This window comes from Hymenobacter telluris, from assembly GCF_017313265.1.
Classification (GTDB): domain Bacteria; phylum Bacteroidota; class Bacteroidia; order Cytophagales; family Hymenobacteraceae; genus Hymenobacter; species Hymenobacter telluris.
In genome coordinates this window covers 158502-174362 of the sequence record NZ_JAFLQZ010000011.1, presented here as the reverse complement: position 1 = coordinate 174362, position 15861 = coordinate 158502, and the positions used below count along the sequence as shown (strand labels likewise).

At 57.2% G+C, this 15861-nt stretch carries 15 protein-coding genes; 5 read left to right on the top strand and 10 right to left on the bottom strand.

The window, feature by feature from the left end:
• Positions 1-104: 104 nt before the first annotated feature.
• Entirely contained in the window at positions 105-1082 is a 978-nt protein-coding gene (locus tag J0X19_RS16280; RefSeq protein WP_206985476.1) for an isopenicillin N synthase family dioxygenase, read from the top strand.
• 239 nt (positions 1083-1321) lie between these two features.
• On the top strand, positions 1322-2476 hold the full coding sequence (chrA, locus tag J0X19_RS16275) for a chromate efflux transporter (RefSeq protein WP_394369121.1): 1155 nt from the start codon (positions 1322-1324) through the stop codon (positions 2474-2476).
• Positions 2477-2542: 66 nt separating this feature from the next.
• Here the strand turns inward: chrA and rfbA are convergent, their stop codons facing one another.
• The 7 genes from rfbA to prmC form a co-directional block, all read right to left on the bottom strand.
• Positions 2543-3421 (bottom strand): glucose-1-phosphate thymidylyltransferase RfbA, encoded by an 879-nt coding sequence (gene rfbA / locus J0X19_RS16270; RefSeq protein WP_206985474.1) that lies wholly within the window; start codon positions 3419-3421, stop codon positions 2543-2545.
• Positions 3422-3552: 131 nt separating this feature from the next.
• Entirely contained in the window at positions 3553-4560 is a 1008-nt protein-coding gene (locus J0X19_RS16265; protein ID WP_206985473.1) for an SDR family oxidoreductase, read from the bottom strand.
• 110 nt (positions 4561-4670) lie between these two features.
• Entirely contained in the window at positions 4671-5723 is a 1053-nt protein-coding gene (gene rfbB / locus J0X19_RS16260; protein WP_206985472.1) for a dTDP-glucose 4,6-dehydratase, read from the bottom strand.
• 99 nt (positions 5724-5822) lie between these two features.
• Entirely contained in the window at positions 5823-6839 is a 1017-nt protein-coding gene (gene galE, locus J0X19_RS16255; RefSeq protein ID WP_206985471.1) for a UDP-glucose 4-epimerase GalE, read from the bottom strand.
• Between the two features lie 115 nt (positions 6840-6954).
• Positions 6955-8250 carry a nucleotide sugar dehydrogenase gene (locus tag J0X19_RS16250; RefSeq protein WP_206985470.1) on the bottom strand — a complete coding sequence of 432 codons (1296 nt, stop codon included), beginning with the start codon at positions 8248-8250 and terminating at the stop codon, positions 6955-6957.
• A gap of 70 nt (positions 8251-8320) precedes the next feature.
• The gene (locus tag J0X19_RS16245; protein ID WP_206985469.1) at positions 8321-8911 is read right to left on the bottom strand and encodes an acyltransferase; all 591 of its coding nucleotides are present in this window, start codon (positions 8909-8911) and stop codon (positions 8321-8323) included.
• 146 nt (positions 8912-9057) lie between these two features.
• Positions 9058-9936 (bottom strand): peptide chain release factor N(5)-glutamine methyltransferase, encoded by an 879-nt coding sequence (gene prmC, locus J0X19_RS16240; protein WP_206985468.1) that lies wholly within the window; start codon positions 9934-9936, stop codon positions 9058-9060.
• Between the two features lie 155 nt (positions 9937-10091).
• Between prmC and ribD the strand changes: the two genes are divergently transcribed.
• The 3 genes from ribD (at position 10092) to J0X19_RS16225 (ending at position 12314) form a co-directional block, all read left to right on the top strand.
• Entirely contained in the window at positions 10092-11141 is a 1050-nt protein-coding gene (gene ribD, locus J0X19_RS16235) for a bifunctional diaminohydroxyphosphoribosylaminopyrimidine deaminase/5-amino-6-(5-phosphoribosylamino)uracil reductase RibD (protein WP_242582788.1), read from the top strand.
• A gap of 131 nt (positions 11142-11272) precedes the next feature.
• Entirely contained in the window at positions 11273-11755 is a 483-nt protein-coding gene (locus J0X19_RS16230; RefSeq protein WP_206985467.1) for a GAF domain-containing protein, read from the top strand.
• A gap of 19 nt (positions 11756-11774) precedes the next feature.
• Positions 11775-12314: a dihydrofolate reductase family protein gene (locus J0X19_RS16225; protein WP_206985466.1), complete on the top strand. Its 540-nt coding sequence runs from the start codon at positions 11775-11777 to the stop codon at positions 12312-12314.
• Positions 12315-12391: 77 nt separating this feature from the next.
• Here J0X19_RS16225 and J0X19_RS16220 read toward each other — a convergent pair whose 3' ends face one another.
• The 3 genes from J0X19_RS16220 to J0X19_RS16210 form a co-directional block, all read right to left on the bottom strand.
• Positions 12392-13072 (bottom strand): phosphatidylserine decarboxylase family protein, encoded by a 681-nt coding sequence (locus J0X19_RS16220; protein WP_206985465.1) that lies wholly within the window; start codon positions 13070-13072, stop codon positions 12392-12394.
• Between the two features lie 248 nt (positions 13073-13320).
• Complete coding sequence (locus J0X19_RS16215) at positions 13321-14610, bottom strand: Glu/Leu/Phe/Val family dehydrogenase (protein WP_206985464.1); 1290 nt, start codon at positions 14608-14610, stop codon at positions 13321-13323.
• A gap of 273 nt (positions 14611-14883) precedes the next feature.
• Positions 14884-15816 carry a phosphatidate cytidylyltransferase gene (locus J0X19_RS16210; protein WP_206985463.1) on the bottom strand — a complete coding sequence of 311 codons (933 nt, stop codon included), beginning with the start codon at positions 15814-15816 and terminating at the stop codon, positions 14884-14886.
• Between the last annotated feature and the right edge of the window lie 45 nt (positions 15817-15861).

The window sequence follows — 15861 nt, the reverse complement described above, 5'->3', positions numbered from 1 at the left end:
TGTTTGCTACCTAGTCAGGCAACGCCTCCAATAAAACATCGTACGTTTTTTGAGTACCTTGCATGGCACCTATTCATTGTCCAAAAGTATAGTGATTTTCCAAGATGGAAGACAAACTGCTGGAAGAAATTCCCTCCCTCGACCTCGCTGACTTTCGCTCCGGCGACCCAGAACGCAAAGCCCGCTTCGTACAACAGCTCGGTGAAGCCTACCAGAACATCGGGTTTGTGGCTCTGAAAAACCACGGCCTTACCGAAGAGCAAACCCAGGCCCTGTACACCGACGTGAAATCGTTCTTTGCCTTGCCCGACGAAAACAAGCAGCGCTACGAAAACCCGGAACTGGCAGGCCAGCGCGGCTACATCAGCAAAGGCAAGGAGCACGCCAAAGGCCGCAACACCGGCGACCTGAAGGAGTTCTACCACGTCGGCCAGGAAGTGGAAGACGCCACCGACCCAATTGGCAAAGAGTACCCCGCCAACATCTGGCCCGAGGAAGTACCCACTTTCCAGAAGAGCACTTTCACCACGTACCGCACCCTGGAAGCCGCCGGCAAAGACGTGTTGCGCGCCATTGCGCTGTACCTGGAGCTGCCCGAAAATTACTTCGATGATAAGGTGCGCAACGGCAACAGCATTTTGCGCCCAATTCACTACTTCCCCATCGAAGACCCGGATGCCGTGCCGGCCGATGCCGTACGCGCCGCCGAGCACGGCGACATCAACCTCATTACCTTGCTCATGGGCGCCAGCGCCGACGGCCTGCAAGTGAAGCGCCGCGACGGCAAATGGATTCCGATTACGGCCCTGCCCGACCAGATTGTGGTGAACGTGGGCGATATGCTCCAGCGCCTTACCAACGGCGTGCTGAAAAGCACCATTCACCGCGTAGTGAACCCGGCCCGCGAAAAGATGAACTCGTCGCGCTACTCGGTGCCGTTTTTCATGCACCCCCGCTCGGAAATGAGCCTCGCCGCCCTCGAAAGCTGCGTGACGCCCGACAACCCCAAGAAGGAAGCAGACATTACGGCCGGTGAATTCCTGAACGAGCGGTTGATTGAGCTGGGATTGAAAAAGAAATAGCAGCAGTAGCCGGCTACCAACCACGGCCGGACAACCAGCAAAAACGGCTGGCTCTTTTACCAGAGCCAGCCGTTTTTTTGCGTACTTACCATAACCGGCCGGCCCGGTCCCGCCCCGAACAGTATTGCCAGCTCCCAGCCCTATTGCCCTTGCTTTCTCCTCCACCCGCTTCTGCTCCGTCCAACGTCACGCTTGGTCCGCCGCCCGGCCGGGGTAAGCGGACTCGCCGGGTACGGGGCATTATTTTCCTCAAGGACGTAGCCGCATTAGCTTTCACGGCTTTCGGTGGGCCGCAGGCGCACACCGCCATGATGTTGCGCCTGCTCGTGGACAAGCGGCGCTACCTCACCTCAGCGGAACTCCTGGAAATCATGGCGTTATGCCAGCTGCTGCCTGGTCCTGGCTCCACCCAAACCATTACGGCTATTGGCTTTCGGCTGGGTGGCCCCAATCTGGCTTACCTCACGTTGCTGGTGTGGATGCTGCCCGCCGTAACCATCATGACGGCCGCCGGCGTGGCCATCAACTATTTCGATAAAGAGCAGGTGGCGCGGCTCGTGCAGTACATTCAGCCCATTGCGGTGGGGTTTGTGGCGTATTCGGCTTACAAGATTGCCGAGAAGGTAATTCATACTAAAACCTCGGTGGCCCTGATGGTAGCAGCCGCTATGCTGGCCTACCGGTTCCAGCTCCCGACGGTGCTGCCGCTGCTGCTGCTCGGTGGCGGGCTGGTTACTACGTTCCGTTACCGCAAGCTCACGCCCATTGCCGATAAGCAGCCGCTCCGCATTGAGTGGGCCAACTTCGTTTTGTGGTTAGGGGTGCTGATTGGCGCGGCTATCTTGGGCCACTACACGCGAGAACTGCCGGTGCTGCTGTTCGAGAATTTCTACCGCAACGGCTCGTTGGTGTTTGGCGGCGGGCAGGTGCTGGCACCGCTGCTGTTCGCCGAGTTTGTCGAGTTTAAAAGTTACCTCACGGCTCCCGAGTTTCTATCGGGTTATGGGCTTACACAGGCGCTGCCGGGTCCCAACTTCGCCTTCGCCTCCTACATCGGGGCGCTGTCTATGCGGGAGTACGGCATTGGCGGGCAAATACTAGGCGGCGTGGTGGCGGCTGCGGGCATCTTCATGCCGGGCACCTTACTTATCTTTTTCCTGATTCGGTTCTGGGACCAACTCAAGCAGTACCGCGTAGTGAAGGCTTCTTTGGAAGGAGTTAATGCTGTGTCGGCGGGGCTGGTGTGCGCCGCCGTGTTCCTGCTCTACCATCCCCTCCCCGATACGCCTATCAACCTAGGGCTTATCGGCGTTACATTCCTGGTATTGCTGTGGGAGAAGATTCCGTCTTACCTCATTGTGTTGATTGGCTTGCTGGCTGGCGTTGTTTTCTGATCATCAAAAAAGGCTGAAAGACAATACTATGTCCTTCAGCCTTCTCTATTGCTCTTGCTACTTTGTTTACTCGCCTACCATCAAATGCTCGGGCAGGCGTAGTAGATAGTCACCGTAGCCGCTCTTGCGAAGCGGTTCGGCTATTTTGCGCAGCTGCTCGGCATCAATAAAGCCTTGGCGATACGCCACTTCTTCGATAGAGCCCACTTTCAAGCCCTGGCGCTGTTCCAACACCCGCACGAACTCACCGGCTTGCATGAGGCTCTCGAACGTACCGGTATCGAGCCAGGCCGTACCCCGGCCCAGAATGCCCACTTTCAGCTTGCCACGGCGCAGATACTCTTGGTTCACGTCGGTAATTTCGTACTCGCCGCGGGGGCTGGGCTTCAGGTCTTTGGCTATCTGAATAACCTCGTTGTCGTAGAAGTAGAGGCCGGGCACCGCGTAGTTGCTTTTCGGGCTGGCGGGCTTCTCCTCAATGCTCAGCGCCTTCTTATCAGCGTCGAACTCCACTACGCCGTAGCGCTCCGGGTCGTGCACGTGGTAGGCGTACACCACGCCGCCATCGGGGTCGTTGTTGGCTTTCAGCAGTTCTTCCATGCCTTCACCATGGAAGATGTTGTCGCCGAGCACCAACGCCACTTTGTCGTCGCCAATGAAGTCGGCACCCAGCACGAAGGCCTGCGCCAGTCCGTTGGGCACTTCCTGCACCACATACTCAAAGCGGCAACCCAGATTTTGGCCGTCGCCGAGCAACTTCTTGAACTGCGCCTGGTCGTGAGGCGTGGTAATAATCAGGATTTCCTTGATACCCGCCATCATTAGAATCGACAGCGGATAATAAATCATTGGCTTGTCGTAGACGGGCATGAGCTGCTTGCTGACAGCCAGCGTGAGCGGGTGCAACCGGGTGCCGGAGCCGCCGGCAAGGATGATGCCTTTCATTGTTTTGGGTAGTTGTTGTTGTAATAGTCCGTCATGCTGAGCTTGTCGAAGCATCTCGCGTGCTGACTCAAGATTAGTAACTCAAAGTCAGCACGCGAGATGCTTCGACAAGCTCAGCATGACGTTCTAATTTAATTTCGCTCGGCAATAAACTCCTCGTTGGTTTTGAACCATTCTAGTGTCTGCTGCAAGCCTTCCCGAATCCGGATTTGCGGATTGTAGCCAAGCAGGGTTTCCGCTTTAGTGATATCGGCCAGGGAATCCCGGATGTCACCGGGACGGTCGGGGCCGTACTCGGGCGTGATGTCGGAGCCGGCTTCTTCCTTCAGGATATTGAACAGGTCGTTGAGCGACGTGCGGTCGGCTACGGCAATATTGTACACCTGGTTCACCGCCTCCGGGTTTTGCACCAGCGCCGCCTTGATGTTGGCTTGCACGCAATTTTCCACAAAGGTGAAGTCCCGGGTTTGGCCACCGTCGCCGTTCATGCGTGGCGGCTTGCCTTCCAGCACGGCATCAATAAAGAGCGGAATTACGGCCGCGTAGGCACCGTTCGGGTCCTGGCGCGGGCCGAAGATGTTGAAGTAGCGCAGCCCAATGATTTCCATGCCGTAGGTTTTGCCAAACACATCAGCGTACAGCTCGTTGGCGTACTTGGTTACGGCGTACGGCGACAGGGGCTTGCCAATTCGGTCTTCCACTTTGGGCAGGGCCTTATGGTCGCCGTAGGTGGAGGAGGAAGCTGCGTACACAAACCGCTTGATACCAGCCTCTTTGGCGCCGACCAGCATGTTCACAAAGCCCCCCACGTTCACGTCGTTGGTGGTGATGGGGTCGTTGATGGAACGTGGCACGGAACCTAGCGCCGCTTGGTGCAGCACTATATCGATGCCTTTGCAAGCGTCGATGCAGGTTTGCCGGTCTCGGATGTCGCCTTCGATGACGCGCAAGGCGGGGTTGCCGTCAAACAGCGCCACGTTTTTGCGGAACCCGTTGGAATAGTTGTCGAGCACGCGCACCTCTTTGGCGCCGTACTTCAACAGGTACTCAACCAGATTGGAGCCAATAAAACCGGCCCCACCCGTCACCAGAAAAGCCAGGTTATCGAGCGGCTGGTCGTGAAAAGGAATATCGTACACTTTGGGTCAATTAAAAATTGAGAATTAAAAATTAAAAATTGGTTGTTCAAACTGCGCCGAGAAGGTCTTCAGCGTAATTTTTAATTCTCAATTTTTAATTTTTAACTAACCTAACGGTTATACTGCGTGCGGTAGTAATCCTGGTAGGCGCCGCTGGTTACGTTTTGCAGCCAGGCTTCGTTTTCCAGGTACCAGTCTACGGTCTGGGACAAACCCTGCTCGAACGTAACGGACGGTTTCCAGCCCAGCTCGTTCATGATTTTGCTGCTGTCGATGGCGTAGCGCAGGTCGTGGCCGGCGCGGTCCGTTACGAAGGTGATGAGCTTGCGCGAAGTGCCTTTTTCCTTGCCGGTTTTCTCGTCCAGCGTGTCGCAGAGCAAGTGAATCAGCTCCAGGTTGGCCCACTCATTCACGCCGCCAATGTTGTAGGTTTCGCCGAGCGTGCCTTTGTGGAATACGGCATCAATGGCAGTCGCGTGGTCTTTCACAAACAGCCAGTCGCGTACGTTTTCCCCTTTGCCGTACACGGGCACCGGCTGCCCGTGCTGAATGCGGTGGATGGCCAGCGGAATCAGTTTCTCGGGGAAGTGGTTGGGGCCGTAGTTGTTGGAGCAGTTGCTGAGCTTGATGGGCAGGCCGTAGGTGTGGTGCCAAGCCCGCACAAAGTGGTCGGAGGCCGCCTTGCTGGCCGAGTACGGCGAGCGGGGGTCGTAGCTGGTTTCCTCGGTGAACATCTCGGGGCCGAAATCCAGGGAGCCATACACCTCATCGGTGCTGACGTGGTAGAAGATTTTGCCTTCGTAGCCCAGTGGCTTCCACAGATTTTTGGCGGCTTGCAGCAGGTTCACGGTGCCCAGCACGTTGGTTTTCACAAACGCCAGCGGGTCAGTGATGCTGCGGTCCACGTGGCTTTCGGCGGCCAGGTGAATCACGGCATCGGGCTCTTCGGTAGCAAACAGCTGGTCGATGAAAGCCTGGTCGGTGATGTCGCCTTTCACCAGCTTGTAGTTGGGCGCGTTTTCAATGTCGCGCAGGTTTTCCAGGTTGCCGGCGTAGGTCAGCGCATCCAGGTTCAGAATCTGATACTCCGGGTACTTGGTTACGAACAAGCGCACCACGTGCGACCCAATGAAGCCGGCCCCGCCGGTGATAATGATTTTCATGATGTGTTGATTAATTAATTTGCTGGTGTGCTGATTTTTTGGTGTTTTCCGTGTTAGTGCCAAGCCATTTACGACATCAACACATCATCAATCAGCACATTACAAAGTCTGCTGCCACTTCCAGGCGCTGGCCAGGGAGTCTTCCAAAGAAGTACTGGTACTGAAGCCCAGCTCCTGCACCGATTTGGTCACGTCGGCGTAGATGGCGGGCACGTCGCCGGGGCGGGGCTCGCCAATCTTGTAGTTCACTTTCACGCCGGTGGCGCGCTCAAATGCCTGCACCACTTCCAGCACGGAGTTGCCGCGGCCAGTGCCTACGTTGAAGGTTTGCACCTTGTCGCCGGTTTTATCGAGCAGGCGCTGCACGGCTACCACGTGGGCTTTGGCCAAGTCTACCACGTGCACATAGTCGCGGATGTTGGTGCCGTCGGGCGTATCGTAGGTGTCGCCGTAGATGGTGAGCTGCTCCCGGATGCCGGCGGCGGTTTGCGTCACGTACGGAATCAGGTTTTGGGGTACACCCAGCGGCAGCTCGCCAATGAGAGCCGAGTCGTGGGCGCCAATCGGGTTGAAGTAGCGTAGCAGAATGGTGCGAAAATCGGAGCCCAGGCCTACCACGTCGCGCAGGATGTCCTCGCACATCTGCTTGGTAGCGCCGTACGGCGAGTTGGCCTTTTTGGTGGGCGTCAGCTCGGTTACGGGCAGCGCATCCGGAATGCCATATACAGTGCACGACGACGAAAATACCAGGGCTTCCACGCCAAATTCGCGCATCACCTGCAACAAGGTCAGCAAAGAGCCCACGTTGTTCTGGTAGTACTCCAGCGGCTTCTGCATCGACTCACCCACGGCTTTGTAGGCGGCAAAGTGAATCACGCCGCGCAGGCTGCCTTCTTCGGCAAACACGGCGCGCAACGCTTCAATATCGTTGCAGTCGATGTTGTGCGCGGGCACTTTCACACCCAGGATTTTCTCCACCCCAGTTAGCGCCGACTCTTGTGAGTTAACGAAATTATCAACTATGACCGGCTGAAAACCAGCTTCGTACAGCTCCACTACGGCATGTGAGCCGATATATCCCGCCCCTCCTGTTACAAGAATCTTTGTGCGCTCCATTTGTGAAATTGTGAGTTTGTGAAATTGTGAGTTTGTGAAGCGAAATGGTAGCCGTCTGATTTGCCGTCTGCAAGTAACCCGACAACTCACCACTTCACTATTTCACAAGTTCACCTTATAGGCTCCAATAGTGCATGTTTTGAATTTTCCCGCGGAATAGGCCTTTGATGTCCACCAGCACGGCTTTGTCGGCGGTAATCGACTGGAAGTATGCTTCGTCCTTTTCAAGGTAGGGCTTGTGGCTCACGGCCACCAGCACCGCGTCGTAGTCGTCGCGCAGCTCAGCGGCTGGTGTGAGGCGGAAACCGTACTCGTGGTGCAGCTCGTCGGAATCGGCGTGCGGATCCACGATGTCCACGTTCACCGAGAAGTTCTTCAGCTCCTGAATAACGTCGGCTACTTTGGAATTGCGGATGTCTTCCACGTTTTCCTTGAAGGTGGCGCCCATTACCAGCACCCGGCTGCGGGCCACGTCTTTGCCCTGCCGGATCATCATCTGCACGGTTTTGCGGGCAATGTAGGCCCCCATGTTGTCGTTGGTGGTGCGGCCGCTGAGTATCACCTTGGCATCGTAGCCCAGCTCTTTGGCCTTGTAGGTCAGGTAGTACGGGTCTACGCCGATGCAGTGGCCACCTACTAAGCCGGGCGAAAACTTCAGGAAGTTCCACTTGGTACCGGCGGCTTCCAGCACCTCGTAGGTGTTGATGTTCATCCGGTCGAAAATCATCGACAGCTCGTTCATCAAGGCAATATTGACGTCGCGCTGGGTGTTTTCGATGATTTTGGCGGCTTCAGCGACTTTGATGCTGCTGGCCCGGTGCACGCCGGCTTTCACTACCAGCTCGTAGGTTTTGGCAATGTTGTCCAACGACTCGTCGTCGCAGCCGGCCACCACCTTCACAATGCTGGACAGCGTGTGCTCTTTGTCGCCGGGGTTGATGCGCTCGGGCGAATAGCCGACTTTGAAATCCTCGGGGAATTTCAGGCCCGACAGCTTTTCCATTACCGGAATGCAGTCGTCTTCGGTGCAGCCAGGGTACACGGTGCTTTCAAACACCACATAGTCGCCCTTTTTGAGCACTTTGCCCACCGAGGTAGAGGCCCCGAGCAGCGGCTTCAAATCGGGCTGGGCGTGCTCGTCGATGGGGGTTGGCACGGCCACAATGTAGAACGTGGCCTCGCGCAGCACATCCAGCGAATCGGTGAACGTAATGTCGCAGCCTTCGAAGTCCTGCGCATCCAGCTCGCCGCTCGGGTCGATGTGGTTGCGCATCATATCTACGCGCCGGGCATTGATATCGAATCCAATAACCTGAAGCTTACGGGCAAATTCGAGGGCAATGGGCAACCCCACATATCCGAGGCCAATAACGGCCAGCTTTGCTTGTTTCTGAATAAGTTGCTCGTACACAGAGTAGGGTATTAGGGTCTTAGGGCTTGGGCTGAAATTGTCAGCCGGAAACTAAAAATTAACAGAGACTTTACACAGGAGCCGCCCTGCGGGCCACCTGACCGTTGATAAGTTGGTAATGTTCTCCGCTTTCCGGGCAGGTAGCCTGGCCGGTTTCGTTGAAGGTAAGCTGGTGGCCATGGGCGCTCATCCAACCGCGCGGGCGGGCCGGGTTGCCATATACCAGCGCATAGGGTGCCACGTCTTTCGTCACTACGGAGCCCGCGCCCACAAACGCATATTCGCCTAAGCGCACCCCGCACACAATGGTAGCGTTGGCCCCGATGCTGACGCCCCGGCTTAGCACGGTAGGCTGATACTCGTGCTTGCGCACCACGGCCGCCCGCGGATTGAGCACGTTGGTAAATACTGCCGAAGGGCCAATAAACACGTCGTCGTGGCATTCCACGCCGCTGTAGAGGCTCACGTTGTTCTGCACTTTCACGTTGCAACCCAGCGTCACGCCATCGGCTACAAACACGTTTTGGCCCAGGTTGCACCCCTCGCCCAACTCAGCGCCGGCACTCAGGTGGCAGAAATGCCAGATCTTGCTGCCAGCCCCAATGCGGCAGCCGTCGTCGATGACGGCCGTGGGATGCGCAAAATAGGATGGTTCGGGCATGGGCTGGCGCTGGCGTTCAGCCGACAAAGGTAGGGCTTTTAGCAATGCAGCATACGCCCCAGCTCGGACCGTTCACCGAGGCCAGCCTCCGACTCACCAGCTTTTTCCTGCAAGCGGCTACCAGCCTTGTTTTGTGAGCAACGTAGCTAGCTAGCCGCCTCAGCAGGCCAGTTGGCCCGTACCATGCGGGCCTTACCAAATATATCTGGCCGAGCTTCCGCGGCTTCATATCCTAGAGCAGCCAATAGGGCCACGGTTTCGGTGGCATATTGCTCGTTGATTTCGAAGTACAGCGCACCACCTGGCCGGAGCAGCGTGGTACCTATCTGGGCAATGCGGCGGTAGAACAGCAGCGCGTCGTGGTCGGGCACGAATAGGGCGGTGGCCGGCTCGTATTCCAGCACGTTAGGCCGCATGAGGGCCCGCTCTTTTTCCAGCACGTAGGGCGGATTGCTCACCAGGATATCCAACGTGTGAAGCGGGCCTAACCGCGGAGTTTCCGTCAGAATATCAAGCTGTTGAAAATCAATTTCGCAGCCGTACCGCTCAGCATTGCGGCGGGCTACGGCCAGGGCTTCCACTGAAATATCAACGGCCGTTACCTGGGTGGGCTGCAAAGTCCGGCACAGCGCCACCGGAATACAGCCGCTCCCGGTCCCAATGTCCAGCACCGACAGCTCCGTCTTTTGCTCTTGCTGCTCCTGCACGATAAGCTGCACCAATTCCTCGGTTTCGGGCCGCGGAATAAGCGTAGCGGGCGTGACTTCCAACGTTAGGTCCATAAACCACGCTTCCCCGAGCACATATTGCAGCGGCTCGTGGCGCAGCAGGCGCGCTTGCAAGGCGGGTAGCTGGGCTTGCACGTCTGCTGGCACTGGCTCCTGCGCCTGCATGCGGCGTTGCAGCGGCGTGAGGTCCAGCAAGTGTTCCAGCACCAGCCCGGCCATACTTTCTGCCTCCTGAGTTGGGTAGATGGTGGCCAGAGCAGCAGCAAGGTCGGAGGTGAGTTGGCGGAGCGTAGACATGCAACGAAAGTAGCGCGGAAATGCATTCGGCAGCGCACAACGCATGTTGCCGCACGTAGGACTACCGTGGGAGGATGAGCACCACTCGCCCACTACGCCTGAAAAAAATTTCGCGCTACTTTCGTTTTTCTGTCCTCCTGCCTCTATTCCTGCCCATGCCTGCTTCCGACTTTGATGTTTTGATGATGCGCCGCGCCCTCGACCTGGCCCGGCTGGGCACTGGTTATGCGCGCCCTAACCCCTTGGTTGGCTGCGTGGTTACGCACGAAGGGCGCGTTATTGGGGAAGGCTGGCACCGGCAATATGGCGGGCCGCACGCCGAGGTAAACGCGCTGGCCAGCGTCGCCGACCCAACCTTGCTGCCGCACAGCCGGGTGTACGTTACGCTGGAGCCCTGCGCCCACCACGGCAAAACTCCACCCTGCGCCGACCTGCTGGTTAGTAAAAACGTGGCGGAAGTGGTAGTCTGTAACCTCGACCCAAACCCGCTGGTGGCAGGCAAAGGCATAGCCAAGCTAGAAGCGGCCGGCATTAAAGTGGAAACCGGCGTGCTGGAACCGGAAGGCCGTTGGCTGAACCGTCGGTTTTTCACGTTCCAGGAGAAAAAACGGCCCTACGTGGTGCTGAAGTGGGCCGAAACGGCCGATGGCTACCTGGCCGGGCCGTACTTTCAGTCGGTGGCCATTAGCGGGGAGCTGGCGCGCGTGGCGGTGCATCAGTGGCGGGCCGAAGAGCAGGCTATTCTGGTGGGTACCCGCACCGCCCTGCACGACAATCCGCACCTGAACCTGCGCGCATGGCCCGGCCAAAACCCCATCCGCGTTGTTATCGACAAAAACCTGAGCCTCCCGCCGACCCATCACCTCTTCGATGGCAAGCAGCAAACGGTAGTATACACCTACCGCGAAAAAGCCACCCGCGACAATGTGGGCTACGTGGTACTGTCGGAGGCCGAGGACTTGTTTCCGCAGATTCTCAACAACCTGCACCTGCGCAACGTGCAGTCGGTGCTGGTGGAGGGCGGCCCCACGGTATTAAACTCGTTGCTGAAAGACGGCCTCTGGGACGAAATCAGGGTGTTGCGCAGCCCTAAAAAGCTCGGTGGCGGTGTCAGCGCACCGAAGCTCGGGCTGGCCGGCCTGCGCGAGCAGCGGCACATTGGCGCCGACGAGCTGTTGGTGTTCGTGAACGAGGCCAGCCGGTAGCCCTTGCCCGTAGCCGGGCCGGCCGCCGGAGCATCTTTGCAATACCACTCAGCTAGTGACTGGCGGTACTTCGGAAATCCTTCCTGCCCACTTTTTGTTACCTGCTCACTTATCTTCTTTCTACTTTCATCATGGCCGAAGAACTCCTTCTCGATACCACGCTCACCAAAGCCGAGCAATACCGCCAGCTCCTGCCGCAAATTGAAGCCCTGACCACCGGTGAGCCGGATTTAATAGCTAATCTGGCCAACACGGCAGCGGCCTTACGGCAGGCTTTCGGATTTTTCTGGGTGGGGTTTTACTTGGTAAAAGACGATGAGCTGGTGCTGGGGCCATTCCAAGGCCCTATTGCCTGCACCCGCATCCGGAAGGGCAAGGGCGTGTGCGGCAGCAGCTGGGCGCAGGCCGCTACCCTGCTGGTGCCCGATGTAGAGCAGTTCCCCGGCCACATTGCGTGCAGTTCCGAATCGAAGTCGGAAATCGTAGTTCCTGTACTCAAAGACGGCGTGGTAGTAGCCGTACTCGACGTAGACAGCGACCAGCTCAACGACTTTGACCATGCCGACCAGCAGGCCCTGGAGCACCTGATGAAGCTGGCTGCTACTTGGTTTTAAGCAGTAATTGTGGCCTCCCATGCGCAAAATCATCCTCTACATTGCCACCAGCCTCGACGGCTATATTGCCTCCCCCGATGGCTCGGTGGAGTGGCTGCCCACTCCGCCACCCGGTGAAGACTACGGCTACGCCGACTTTTTAGTCACGGCCGATACTACGCTGCTGGGGCGAGCCACCTACGAGCAAGTGCAAACCTTCGGGGAATGGCCCTACCCTACACTTACCAACTACGTTTTCACGCGCAAAGCCCCCACCGAGGCCGCCCACCCTTCGGTTACGTTCATTGCCGAAGACCCCACCGAGTTTGTGCAGAAGCTCCGGCAGGAAGAAGGCAAAACCATCTGGCTGATTGGCGGTAGTACGCTGGCTGCCCCGCTTTTGGCCGCTGGTTTAGTCGATGAAATGATGCTGTTTGTAGTGCCACGGCTGCTGGGTTCCGGCATTCCTCTCTGGCGCCTCCAAGACCATCAGCAGCCCTTAAAATTGCTACGTACCAAATCGTGGCCCGATGGCATGGCCCTGCTGCATTATCAGCTTTCCGGTATTGAGCAGGAGTAATTTGCCATAGTTTTATCAACAAGAAGGCCCCCCGTCTGACTAGACGGGGGGCCTTCTTGTTGATAAGAACTTATTGTTTAAAACAAGCTAGGCGACTCTGTCTTTAGTTGGGCAATGATGGTTTGGCCGCCTTTCACTTTCTCGCCGAGCTGTACTTTCACCTCGGTGTCGAGGGGCACGAAAATATCCACGCGGGAGCCGAACTTGATGAACCCGAACTCTTCGCCCTGGCTTACTTCGTCGCCTTCGTTTACGTACCACACAATGCGGCGGGCCATGGCGCCGGCAATCTGCCGGAACAGCACCAGCGGGCCAGCTTCACTTTCCACTACTACCGTGGTCCGCTCGTTTTTGGTGCTGCTTTTGGGGTGCCAGGCCACCAGGTAGTTGCCGGGGTGATATTTGAAGTAGCGCACCACGCCCGAAATGGGGTTGCGGGTGATGTGCACGTTAATCGGCGACATGAAAATGCTGATTTGCTTGCGCTCATCATCAAAAAACTCGGGCTCGAATACGTTTTCGATTACCACCACTTTGCCGTCGGCGGGGGCCGTAATAAGGTCTTCGTGGGTGAACAGGCGCCGTGCCGGGCTGCGGAAGAATTGCAGCAACGTCAGGAACACGATAACCGAAATGCCCGCGAATATCTGGTTGAACGTGACGTGCTGCGCATTCAAACGAAACAGCAGCAAGTTGACAACAATCAGTCCCAGCAGTGTAAAAAACAGAATACGTCGGCCCTCTTTGTGAATTTTCATAAAACACGAAATGGCTGCGGCCGTTTCTTCCAAGCGCTGATTAGAACTACCCAGCGGCGCCCGGCGCACAGTCAATTGAACAAGCAAACGCGCAACGAAAGTTGCTGCGCAGTAAAAGAAACGAAAACTACCAGACAAAGATAGCCCGGACTACATAGTCCGGGCTATATCATACGGCAAACATTTCCGTTGAAGCTGAAATTCCTGCTACTAATAGTGCCAAAAACAGGAAAAGCAGCGGCAGCTTCTTAGAAGCCCCCGCGGAACTTATACGTCTGAGCTACTTTGTCGATGGCTACTACGTAGGCCGCAATGCGCATCGGTACGTTGTATTTCTGCGACGTGGCATATACCTTTTCGAAGGCATCCGACATAATCCGGTCGGCGCGCTCGGTCACCATTTCTTCGGTCCACTTGAAGCCCTGGCGGTTCTGCACCCACTCGAAGTAGGAAACCGTAACCCCGCCGGAGTTGGCCAGGATGTCGGGCACCACCATAATGCCTTTCTCGTTGATGATAGGGTCGGCGGAAGCGGAGGTGGGGCCGTTGGCTCCTTCCACAATCAGCTTGGCTTTGATGTCGTGGGCGTTGTGCTCGGTAATAACGTCTTCCACGGCAGCGGGCACCAGCACGTCCACATTAGTAGTCAGCAGGTCGTCGGCGTTTTCCATGAGCACCGCACCCGTGAAGCCGTCGAGGCGGCCTTTGTGCGCGTTCTTATAGGCTACGGCCTCGTCGATGTTGATGCCGGCTTCGTTCCAGTAGGCGCCGCTGATGTCGGAAATGCACTTGATGCGCACGCCCTGCTCGCTGAGCAGCTTGGCAGCCCAGGTACCCACGTTGCCGAAACCCTGCACCGCCGCCGACACCTGCGTCGGCTCCAGGCCCAATTTCTTTAAGGCAGCCAGCGCCGCCACCATTACCCCGCGGCCGGTAGCCTCGGTGCGGCCCAACGAGCCCCCCATTACCAGCGGCTTACCCGTTACCACGGCCGGCGACGTAGCACCTACCGTCTTCGAGAATTCGTCCATCAGCCAAGCCATTTCGCGGGGGCCGGTGCCCATGTCGGGGGCCGGAATGTCACGGTCGGGGCCGAAAACGTCTTTCATGGCCAGCGTGTAGCCGCGGGTGAGGCGCTCAATTTCGCCGGCGCTCATGGTGGCTGGCTCGCAGATGATACCGCCTTTGGCACCACCGTAAGGCAAATCCACCACGGCGCACTTCCAGGTCATCCAGGCGGCCAGGGCCTTCACCTCGTCAAGGTGCACGTTTTTGTCGTAGCGGATACCGCCTTTCGAGGGGCCAAGGATGGTGTTGTGAATCACGCGGTAGCCTTCAAACACCCGGACTTTGCCGTTGTCCATCGTGACGGGAATGTGCACGATAACCTGCTTGTCGGGCGCCTTCAGCACCTCGTACGTTTCTTCATCGAGCCCCAGGATTTCCGCGGCCACGTTGAAGCGCGACATCATGGATTCGAGGGGGTTTTCGCGGTCCAATAAGGGGGCCGGTTCTTTGTACACTGTGGTGGCAGCCATGCGTGTAAGGGGATTGTTTGGGGGTGGGGAAAATAAAAAACGGCAGCTCTAGCGGTGGGAGCTAGTGGCCGCGCGCGGAGTTTTGAGGCGTCAAAGGTAATGGGTTTAGCACATACGAGACAGAGTGCCAAACGGTGCAAAAAGCCTCCTGGTACGAAGGCAGAACACTTTCAAGCATCGTTCAAGCACTATATGTTGAACGACTATAACGCAGCTTATACCAGCCAAGCAAATTCCTGCCCAACCTTCAAAAATTCATACCAAATTTTTCGGCTACCCCGCCAGTAATTGCAGCAGCGCCAGCACCGGCAGAATAAACAGAAAGGCATCGAACCGGTCGAGGAGGCCGCCGTGGCCGGGCATGATGCGGCCGGAATCTTTCACGCCCACGCTGCGCTTGAGCATGGATTCGGCTAGGTCGCCGAGGGGGCCGAACACGGCTACGACGGCGGCTACCACAAGGCGGTAGGTAACGGAGAGTTCGGGCAGCAGGTAACCTAGTGCCCAACCCATAGCCAGCGTCAGCAGGAAACCTCCAATAGCGCCTTCCCAAGTTTTGCCGGGCGAAATTTTGGGAGCCAGTTTGTGCTTGCCGAACGTTTTGCCGGCCGCATACGCTCCAATATCCGACGACCACACCAACAGCAACAGGGCAAAAACGCGGCGGTAGTCGTATTGCCCATTACCGGTGAAGGCTACCACGTTGAGCAGGCTCATAGGCAGGCTCACGTAGAGTAGCCCTAACAGATTAATACCAACGTTGGCGAATGGGTTTATGTCCTGGTTTTTGCGGGGCCACGCGTACATCTCACGCAGAATCAGCAGGATAGGAAGAATTATAATAACCCCTACTGCGCAATATATTATTAGTTGTTGCGTCCACCGGTCCTGTATATCGAAACGTTCATCGGCTAGAGCGTGGAATACATATGTCCCGCCGAACAATACTAAGCTTATCCCACCACCCAATAGGGCCGCCGGCTTGTAACCGGCGTGCCGCATCATGCGGTAGAACTCCCACAGCATCCGCATTTGTACTGCCCCAAAAAACAGCGCAAACGACCACGCACTGTACCACACGCTGCCGAGCAGCAGCACTGCCCCGAGGACGCCGAAAAGTAGCCGTTGGCTGAGGTTGGACATGGGCTTTTTGCCCGGTGTGGTGGGGTCGGGCGAGGGAGCAGGGGCGGCGGGTGCTTCGGACAAAGGAATGGGAGTTGCTGGTTGACTATTGCGGGCTGATGCTAGCTT